This is a genomic window from Psychromonas aquatilis (genome assembly GCF_038155185.1).
Classification (GTDB): Bacteria; Pseudomonadota; Gammaproteobacteria; order Enterobacterales; family Psychromonadaceae; genus Psychromonas; species Psychromonas aquatilis.
In genome coordinates this window covers 58,553-67,647 of the sequence record NZ_JBAKAZ010000013.1, presented here as the reverse complement: position 1 = coordinate 67,647, position 9,095 = coordinate 58,553, and the positions used below count along the sequence as shown (strand labels likewise).

Genomic DNA, 9,095 nt, shown 5'->3' with positions numbered 1-9,095 from the left:
AATACCGGCCTGTCACGCCGGGGGTCGCGGGTTCGAGTCCCGTCCACTCCGCCAACAGTGTATAAAAGTTACTTCAAGTTAATTACTCTCTTATTTATATAACCTACTCATCTAAAAATATCTCTTTTTATACAAAGCTAAATTAATCTCAAATCCCCCTTTAATCTATTCTTATTTAATAGCATTACTCATACTATTGTTTCACCTATTACAATAATAAACACATTATGGCTTAGCTTATTTAACCTCAACACCCTTGCCAATTACAGCCTATAGATCTACTTTACATTTCTTTTTGTTAGCAGACGCTAATCAAACACGCCATTAAAATTGTTAAATGCCTATTATGACACTCAATACTTACTCTTCATATTTTTCAGCCTCTACTAAATTTTATCTACTTTAAACCTTCATTAATAATCAAAATATTCACCTCTGAACATTAATTCACTAAGCTGTCATCACTTTCCTTTCTTTAGTGCATTATTGAAAATTTTAGTCATTGAAGTTATTCAATATAGGATAGTTATTTTCAATGGAAATAATTTAAAAATAATACAATAAAACAGTTAAAAGAACTGCTAATACCTCCTTAAGTATTCAGCCTATATTTTTATTTACAGCATTTAATTTAATTAACCTCAGCTCACAAAACTCATTTTATTGCATCTTAGTGTGATTGAGTGCTCACTTTTTGTTCTACAAACTATGACCTAGGTCTTTGTCACTCTCTAGCAAAACAAAAAAATTAACATAATATTAACAACCTAATTTATTTTAAAAATAAATTTATGTTGGAAAAAACAAGTGATTCAAAGTGAATAGCAAAAAGTTTTATAAAGGCTAACTTTCTACTTCTGTTCAACTTGAACCCTTTTTTAATTCATTACATTAAGGAGAATGACAGTGAGTTTTGAAAATGAAAATAAAGCAGAAGGATACTGGAAAGAAAATATTCGATTAGTAGTCACCCTGTTGATTATTTGGGCCGTCGTTTCATTTGGCTTCAGTATTGTATTAGTAGATATCTTAAATGAATTTACTTTTATGGGCTTCAAATTGGGCTTTTGGTTTGCACAACAAGGCTCTATTTATGTGTTTGTTGTATTAATTTTTGTTTACGCGGCAAAAACCAACAAACTTGATGAAAAATACGGTGTTGAAGAAGAATAAGGATTATTACAATGGATGTTCAAATTTTAACTTATCTAATCGTAGGACTCACATTTGCGCTTTATATCGGTATTGCAATATGGAGTAGAGCAGGATCCACAAAAGAGTTTTACGTCGCAGGTGGCGGTGTACACCCTGTTGTAAATGGAATGGCAACAGGTGCTGACTGGATGTCTGCAGCCTCTTACATCTCACTGGCAGGTATTGTCTCTTTCGTTGGTTACGACGGCTCAGTATATTTAATGGGATGGACTGGCGGTTACGTTTTACTCGCCCTATTAATGGCTCCTTACCTGCGTAAGTTTGGTAAATTTACAGTGCCTGATTTTGTCGGTGACCGTTATTATTCTCAAACAGCACGTACGGTTGCTGTTGTCTGTGCCATTTTTGTTAGCTTTACTTATATTGCAGGGCAAATGCGTGGTACCGGTGTTGTATTCTCTCGATTTTTAGATGTAGAAGTTGAGACAGGTGTTTATATTGGTATGGCAGTGGTTTTCTTTTATGCCGTATTAGGTGGAATGAAAGGTATTACCTACACTCAAGTAGCTCAATACTGTGTCATGATCTTTGCCTTTATGGTGCCTGCTATTTTCTTATCAATCATGATGACTGGGCACTTTTTTCCTCAAATTGGCTTTGGATCTGAATTACTCGACGCAAACGGTAATAGCTCAGGTGTTTATCTACTCGATAAATTAGATGGCTTATCTACTGAGTTAGGGTTTGCTGAATATACGGAAGGAACCAAAAGTATTATTGATGTCTTCTTTATCACCGGTGCATTAATGTTTGGTACTGCAGGTTTACCACATGTAATTGTTCGCTTCTTTACTGTGCCACGTGTAAAAGACGCACGTAGTTCAGCTGGATGGGCGTTGGTGTTTATCGCAATTATGTACACTACTGTACCGGCTCTTGCTGCTTTCTCTCGAGTGAATATGATTGAAACGGTAAATGGTAAAGACGGTCAAGGTATCCCTCACGCAGAAGCACCAAGCTGGATTAATAACTGGGAAAGAACCGGCTTAATTACTTGGGACGATAAAAATAATGACGGTAAAATGTCTTATGAAGCAGGACCAGATAATGAAATGAATATCGATAGAGATATCATCGTATTAGCAACGCCTGAAATTGCAAACTTACCAGCTTGGGTTATTGCAATTGTTGCAGCGGGTGGCTTAGCAGCGGCACTATCAACCTCTGCGGGCCTATTATTAGTAATATCAACATCTGTTTCTCATGATTTACTCAAGAAAAACCTAATGCCTGATATTTCTGATAAAAAAGAATTAATGTATGCGCGAACCGCCGCTGCTATCGGGGTTATTATCGCAGGTTACTTTGGTATTAATCCTCCAGGCTTTGTTGCCGCGGTGGTAGCCATTGCTTTCGGACTTGCCGCATCCTCATTATTCCCAGCGATTACAATGGGTATTTTCTCTAAGAAAATGAATAAAGAAGGCGCGATTGCTGGTATGGTCGCAGGCTTATCATTTACTACTATTTACATTATCTACTTTAAATTTATCAACCCTGCCGATAACCTTGCAGAAAACTGGTTATTCGGTATTTCACCAGAGGGTATTGGTCTATTAGGTATGATCATTAACTTTACTGTTGCCATTTTAGTTTGCAGAATGACAGCACCAGTACCACAAGACGTTAAAGAGATGGTTGAAGCAATCCGCTTCCCTAAAGGAGCAGGTCAAGCACAGGACCATTAACACGAATTTAATAAAAGCGCTTCGGCGCTTTTTTTCGTTAAGTTAACTATCAACAGAATAGCCAGGTAAATATGGATAACAGTGAATTACAACCTATTGTAGACTTTATTCAAGCCCTCCCTCCTTTTGATTCTTTGCCAGCACCAACAATAAGCCAATGTAGCCAAGAGTTGAGCATTGTCTATTATGGAAAGCAACAAAAAACAGTTCCCGTCGACACCAACCCTGCACAACTATATATTGTTCGAAGTGGGGCTTTTGAGGTAACAACAAAAGAAGGAGAATTAATTGATAGGATCGCTGAAGGACAGTTTTTTGGCTTTAGCGGTATCCTTTCTGGGGAAAAAGTCGTTAATCAAGTACAGATACTAGAGGATGGCCTAGTTTATCACCTACCCGCTAAGATTTTTAATACCTTACGGGCAAGCAATCAAACATTCGACCGCTTTTTTAACCGTGCTTTTGCAAAACGTCTGCGTAATCAAGGTGCGATCACTAACTCCGATATCAAAACGGTACGAATATCTCAAATAATGTCGCATGACATTACCACTATTGAACCTGATAAAAATATCCACCAGGCGGCGATACTGATGTCAGAAAAACGTTTATCATCATTGGTTATCGTTAGGAAAGGTAAGCTATGTGGAATTTTAACTGATAGGGACTTACGTAATCGTGTACTTGCTAAAGGGCTAGATGGGAAAACCACCATATCCGAGGTAATGACAAAGAGTCCTATTACCATCGAAGCTAATTCATTAGCTTTTGAAGCGATGCTGAAAATGAGTGAAACCAATATTCATCATTTACCTGTCATAGAAAACAACCAACCAATTGCGATAATTACCAGTACCGATCTAATTCGAAGTCAAAGCTCACAACCATTATTATTAGTGGGTGAGATAGAGCGACAAACTGAGATTCAGGGATTAATTGAGGTTAGTAAAAAAATCCCCACCCTATTACATAACTTAATTATTAGCGATACCAAAGCAACCGAAATAGGACAAATCCTCACCTCAATTACAGATTCATTAACTAAACGCTTAATTACTTTAACTCAGCTTAAATTAGGACCTGCTCCCATGCAGTTTTGCTGGTTAGCATTTGGTTCTCAAGCCCGACAAGATCAAATGGCGGGGTCCGATCAAGATAATGCTCTACTTCTAGAAAGACCACCGATAGAACAGGAAGCTATTTATTTTCAACAATTATCAGAATCTGTTTGTAGTGCATTAGATGCTTGCGGATTTATGTTTTGTCCTGGCAATATCATGGCGCAAAATAGCCAATGGCAATTATCCCTAACACAGTGGATAAAACAATTTTCAGATTGGATCGAAACCCCTTCCCCTCAAGCATTATTAAACGCCACTATCTTTTTTGATATGCGTGCAATTTTTGGTGAAATAACGTTATTTAATCATTTACAAAAAAGCGTTTTAACGCTCACTAAAAACAACGATATATTTATCGCAGCACTAACTCAAAATGCACTGCAGTCTTCACCACCACTCGGCTTCTTTCGTAATTTTGCACTAGAACGAGATGGCAGTGAAGTGAAAGGAATTGACTTAAAACATAAAGGGAATGTATTAATCAACGATATGGTAAGAGTATATTCTTTAGCCTTTGGTGTAGAGGAAGTAAACACTAACAAACGTATTCAAAAACTAATGGATAAATCAGTGATTGATAGTGACCTAGCATTCAATTTATTAGATGCCTGGGAATTTATTGCTCACAAACGATTAGTTAACCAAGGGCAACAGTTTAAACAGGGTAAAACTGTCTCTAATTATATATTACCAGATAACCTTTCAGCATTAGTCCGCCACCAGCTTAAAGATACATTTAAAGTCATTCATGAAGCGCAAAGCTCTCTCAGACACAAATTTTTAAGGCAATTATGATGTTACGAGAATGGTGGTTAAAACAAAAGTTATCACGCGCACTAAACAACGATAAAGCCTCCCTATTTCCTTGTTTAGAGCTTCACTACCATTATTTATTAACACAGCTTGATAAACCGATTTCTGAGCTTAACTTATTAGCAATTGATATTGAAATGACAGGTTTAAATGCTAAAAAAGAGCAAATGGTGAGTATTGGTGCTATCCCTATTATTAACGCACAAATTAAACCGAAACTAGCACAATATAAACTAATAAAAATACAGGGCAGCGTAGGACAAAGTGCCATTATTCACGGTGTGTTAGATAGAGATTTAAGTAATGCGCTATCACTGCCAGAGGTCTTAACGTGGTTATTTGAACAATGCCAAGATAAGATTTTAGTTGCTCACCATGCTCCATTAGATCTACAGTTTCTACAACAAGCAATGTTAAAAACCCAATCAAGCCCACTGACTTTATTCGCAATAGATACATTAAATATTGAAAAGCAGCGCCAACTACGCAAAAACACAGCGCTAAAAACCGGAGGGCTACGTTTAAATGCCTGTCGCGATTACTACCATTTACCCGTTTATAATGCACATAATGCATTAACCGATGCTTTAGCCTGCGCTGAATTACTATTAGCACAATTAAATGGTATGGGAGAGTTAGGAAAAACGCCACTCAAAAAAATACTAAACTATTGCTAATTCAGTGTTTAACAGATAATAAAAAACCTGCTAGTAGCAGGTTTTTTAGATAGTCAGAAATGGAGGGTATTAACCACCCCAAGAATCACGTAATGCAACGGTGCGATTAAACACTAAGTTATCTGCACTTGAATCTTGGTTGTCTGCACAGAAGTAACCTTCACGTTCAAATTGATAAGCCATTTCAGGCTTAGCATCTACTAGGCTATTTTCAACAAAACCATGTTTCACAACTAGCGACTCTGGGTAAAGTACTGTGTGTACATCTTCCGCGGCAGCTGGGTTCTCTACTGTAAATAATCGGTCATAAATACGGAACTCTGCAGGGTGATTTGAAGCAGCACTTACCCAATGAATTACGCCTTTTGGTTTACGGCCATCAGCAGGGTTTTTACCTAACGTGGTAGGGTCATACGAACAAATAATCTCAGTAATATTACCTGCTTCATCTTTAACCACTTGTTCTGCTTTAATCATATATGCATTACGTAAACGTACTTCTTTACCTAGTACTAAACGCTTATACTTTTTATTAGCTTCTTCACGGAAATCTGCAGCATCGATGTAAATCTCACGAGAGAAAGGAACCGTGCGTGAGCCCATGCTTTCATCTTTCGGATGAGAAGGTGCAGTTAGTTGCTCAATCTTGTCTTCTTCATAGTTGCTAATCGTCACTTTAACAGGATCTAAAACTGCCATAGCACGTGGACCATTCGCTTCTAAGTTTTCACGTACACAGGCTTCTAATGAAGCTAACTCAACAGTGTTTTCCTGTTTTGTCACACCAATACGTTTTGCAAACTCACGTAAAGACGCTGCAGGATAACCGCGACGACGCATACCTGAAATAGTTGGCATACGAGGATCATCCCACCCTGTTACAATATTTTCTTCAATAAGTGCATTTAACTTACGTTTAGAAGTTAAGGTATATTGTAAATTTAAGCGTGAAAACTCAATTTGGCGTGGCTTACATTCGATGCTGATATTTGCCAATACCCAATCATACAATGGACGGTGATCTTCAAACTCTAAAGTACATAGGCTGTGCGTAATGCCTTCAATCGCATCCGAAATACAATGAGTGAAATCGTACATAGGGTAAATACACCATTTATCACCTGTTTGGTGATGGTGTGCAAAACGAATACGGTAAATAACAGGATCACGCATTTTCATATTAGGTGAAGCCATGTCAATTTTCGCACGTAACATCATAGTGCCTTCTTCAAACTCACCTGCACGCATACGTTTAAAAAGATCAAGACTTTCTTCTATTGGACGGTCTCTAAATGGACTATCTTTACCTGGAGAGGTTAATGTTCCACGATATTCACGAGTTTGTTCTGCATTTAATTCACATACATAAGCTTTGTTATTTTCAATAAGCTCAACGGCGTAATCAAATAACTGCTCAAAATAATTAGATGAGTAGCGAATATCGCCTTCCCACTCGAAACCTAACCATGAAACGTCTTTTTGAATTGCAGCAACATAGTCAGCATCTTCTTTAACTGGGTTTGTATCATCAAAACGTAAATTACAAGCAGCACCAGGATAATCTAATGCTAAACCAAAGTTTAAGCAGATAGATTTCGCATGGCCAATATGTAAGTAGCCATTTGGTTCAGGAGGAAAACGCGTATGAATTGTCTGGTGTTTACCACTCTCAAGATCGTTTTCAATAATAGTGCGTATAAAGTTACTTGGGCGTGTTTCCAATTCGGACATTTTGACCTCTAAAAGACATGATTCATAAAAACAGTAATCATCGTATATTCTAACCTTAAGCTCAAGTTAAATAATGGCAAATACACTAGATAACAAGAATCTAAACAAGAGAAACAAAAAAGGCACTACAAGAGTGCCTTTATAAGTAAAGTATCTTTACCTATTTTAATAATTTCATTCTATTAGCAATGCTTTCAGCTTGCGGGCCAATAATAACTTGTAAATTGTTATCGCCTAACTGAACAACACCCATTGCACCTAATGCTTTAAGATCAGACTCTTTAACGATCCCTCTGTCTTTCAGGGTTAAACGAAGTCTTGTAATACACGCATCAATCACTTCTAAGTTATCCACGCCACCTAGCGCTTCTGTATATGATTTAGCCAAAGCTCCGCTATCTTTCTCATTACTTGTCGTTGCCTTTTCTGTCTCTAACAGCTGATCCTCACGACCTAATGTCTTAAGGTTTAATGTTTTGATTAAGGTTAAGAAAACAAAGTAATATACTGCAAAAAATACAACACCTTGCACTAATAACATGTACCACTGTTTTGCTAATGGATTTTGCGATGATAAAACCATATCAACTAATCCAGCAGAGAAGCCAAAACCTGCCATCCATTCCATATTTGCTGCAATAAAGACAGAAACCCCAGTTAAAAATGCATGTACTACATATAATAACGGTGCCGCAAACATAAATGAGAACTCTAATGGCTCAGTCACGCCAGTAAAGAAGGACGCTAGTGCTGCAGCTAACATAATAGAGACAACTTTCTGTTTATTCTCTTTTCTGGCTGCAGTGTAGATCGCAAGTGCAGCGCCAGGTAAACCAAACATCATAATAGGGAAAAAGCCTGCTTGGTACATGCCCACAGTACCTATTGCGTTTTTACCTTCAGCAGCAAACTTTGTAATTGTTTCCTGTCCGGCTAAGAAATTTGGAATATCATTAATCCCAGCAACATCAAACCAAAAGACTGAGTTTAATGCATGGTGTAAGCCCACAGGAATTAATAAACGGTTAAAGAAGGCATAAATCCCAGCACCAATATCACCCATTCCAGAGATAGTTTCACCAAAATGCTGTAAACCAGAAAAAATAATAGGCCAAACAAACATTAAGACAAATGAAACAACAATCATAACCACGGACACAATGATAGGAACTAAGCGTCTACCGGAGAAGAATGACAATGCATTATGTAATTCTACCTCTGAAAATTTATTATATATTTCTGCTGATATGATACCGATTAAAATACCAACAAATTGATTCTCTATTTTACCAAAAGAAGGATCGGCAACCACACCTGTTATCTGCTGCACTGCACCAGGAGATAAAAGCGTCGTAACAACTAACCAACCTACTAAGCCAGATAAAGCGGCTGCCCCATCTTTATCTTTGGACATGCCGTAAGCAACACCAACAGCAAATAATAAGGCCATATTATCAATAACTGCTGCGCCAGCTTTAATTAAGAAGGCGGCTAATTGCGAGTCCCCTCCCCAACCATTTGGGTCAATCCAATATCCTACACCCATTAAAATAGCGGCTGCAGGTAGCACTGCAACAGGTACCATTAGCGCGCGGCCAACTTTTTGCATATAACCTAAAATATTCACTTTCTCTCTCCTTGATAAAACTTAATTTCAATTGATTATTAACTTTCCTTGTGAGTAGAAAAGTATATATAAAAAAGTGAAATTGCAATAAATTTATGCAGCGAGGCTAATATTCACCCTAGAAAACGTCAATTAAAACAGCTCTACCTGTGAAGAAGATCGTTTAAATAGCGATCAAAAAATAAATAATTAGAATTCAATCACAACTTAATTTACAATGCGA

The 9,095-nt window shown here is 37.4% G+C and carries 6 protein-coding genes; 4 read left to right on the top strand and 2 right to left on the bottom strand.

All coding sequences use genetic code 11. The features are described from left to right. Window positions 1–906: 906 nt before the first annotated feature. The 4 genes from V6256_RS05450 to V6256_RS05435 all read left to right on the top strand — a co-directional run bounded on the left by V6256_RS05450 (window position 907) and on the right by V6256_RS05435 (window position 5,514). Window positions 907–1,173 (top strand): DUF4212 domain-containing protein, encoded by a 267-nt coding sequence (locus V6256_RS05450; protein WP_341597062.1) that lies wholly within the window; start codon window positions 907–909, stop codon window positions 1,171–1,173. An 11-nt stretch (window positions 1,174–1,184) separates the two neighbouring features. Beyond that, the gene (locus V6256_RS05445) at window positions 1,185–2,903 is read left to right on the top strand and encodes a sodium:solute symporter family protein (protein ID WP_341597061.1); all 1,719 of its coding nucleotides are present in this window, start codon (window positions 1,185–1,187) and stop codon (window positions 2,901–2,903) included. Between the two features lie 71 nt (window positions 2,904–2,974). Continuing rightward, entirely contained in the window at window positions 2,975–4,819 is a 1,845-nt protein-coding gene (locus tag V6256_RS05440; protein ID WP_341597060.1) for a DUF294 nucleotidyltransferase-like domain-containing protein, read from the top strand. Then, entirely contained in the window at window positions 4,816–5,514 is a 699-nt protein-coding gene (locus V6256_RS05435; RefSeq protein WP_341597059.1) for an exonuclease domain-containing protein, read from the top strand. The genes V6256_RS05440 and V6256_RS05435 overlap by 4 nt, the downstream gene beginning before the upstream one ends. Before the next feature lie 69 nt (window positions 5,515–5,583). Here the strand turns inward: V6256_RS05435 and glnS are convergent, their stop codons facing one another. Further along, window positions 5,584–7,245 (bottom strand): glutamine--tRNA ligase, encoded by a 1,662-nt coding sequence (gene glnS / locus V6256_RS05430; protein WP_341597058.1) that lies wholly within the window; start codon window positions 7,243–7,245, stop codon window positions 5,584–5,586. Between the two features lie 160 nt (window positions 7,246–7,405). Next, window positions 7,406–8,854, bottom strand: coding sequence for an N-acetylglucosamine-specific PTS transporter subunit IIBC (gene nagE, locus V6256_RS05425; protein WP_424141048.1), 1,449 nt, complete (start codon window positions 8,852–8,854; stop codon window positions 7,406–7,408). Window positions 8,855–9,095: the final 241 nt, after the last annotated feature.

Bases quoted from the DNA above. Each gene is read 5' to 3' on its own strand.
- V6256_RS05440 (WP_341597060.1), top strand. From the start codon at position 2,975: ATGGATAACAGTGAATTACAACCTATTGTAGACTTTATTCAAGCCCTC.
- V6256_RS05445 (WP_341597061.1), top strand. From the start codon at position 1,185: ATGGATGTTCAAATTTTAACTTATCTAATCGTAGGACTCACATTTGCG.
- glnS (WP_341597058.1), bottom strand. From the start codon at position 7,245: ATGTCCGAATTGGAAACACGCCCAAGTAACTTTATACGCACTATTATT.
- nagE (WP_424141048.1), bottom strand. From the start codon at position 8,854: ATGCAAAAAGTTGGCCGCGCGCTAATGGTACCTGTTGCAGTGCTACCT.
- V6256_RS05435 (WP_341597059.1), top strand. From the start codon at position 4,816: ATGATGTTACGAGAATGGTGGTTAAAACAAAAGTTATCACGCGCACTA.